Consider the following 624-nt stretch of genomic DNA (forward strand, 5'->3'; position numbering starts at 1 on the left):
TGGCGCCTGTGTCGGCCGCCGTCATCGGCACCGCGACCGGCACGCCGTTGCAGCAGCTGTTCCAGCGCCTGCTCGAGGTCGGCCGCGAGGCCGCGGTGCCGGCGCCGGGCGGTCCGCTCAAGCGCTTCTTGAATCGTTGATGCCATGCGGCGCCTGCGGGCGCCGCACCTGTTTGCCGTCGCCGCGCGGTGGGGAAGACCGCGCGCCGACCTCCTCCCCTTGTTAGGAATCGCCGATGAGCGCTGCCTCCGCGTCGCGTGCCGCGCGCCCGCTGCATGTCCTGGCCAACTGGTCGCTGTGGCTGCTGGGTGCCGTGTTGCTGGTCTTCGTCGTCGCCATCCCGATGGATGTGCCGCAGCAACTGCTGTTCTCGCTGGTGGTGTTCGCCGCGGCCATGCTGCTGCGGCGCAGCGGCAGCCGCCTGGCGATCCTGGTGATGATGGCGCTGTCGCTGGCGGTGTCCTCGCGCTACATCTGGTGGCGCCTGACCCAGACCGTGGGCATGAGCAGCCCGGTCGACCTCAGCCTGGGCCTGGGCCTGCTGCTGGCCGAACTGTACGCGTTCGTGATCCTGGCGCTGGGCTATTTCCAGGTGCTGTGGCCGCTGAACCGGCGGCCGCTGCC

General features: G+C 70.7%; 1 pseudogene. It reads left to right on the forward strand.

Annotated elements, in window-relative coordinates:
- Window positions 1–235: 235 nt before the first annotated feature.
- Window positions 236–624: pseudogene (locus D180_RS12455) on the forward strand (UDP-forming cellulose synthase catalytic subunit); the annotation flags it as partial.

Source organism: Xanthomonas sp. SHU 166 (assembly GCF_000364685.1).
In the GTDB taxonomy this organism is placed as follows: Bacteria; Pseudomonadota; Gammaproteobacteria; order Xanthomonadales; family Xanthomonadaceae; genus Xanthomonas_A; species Xanthomonas_A sontii.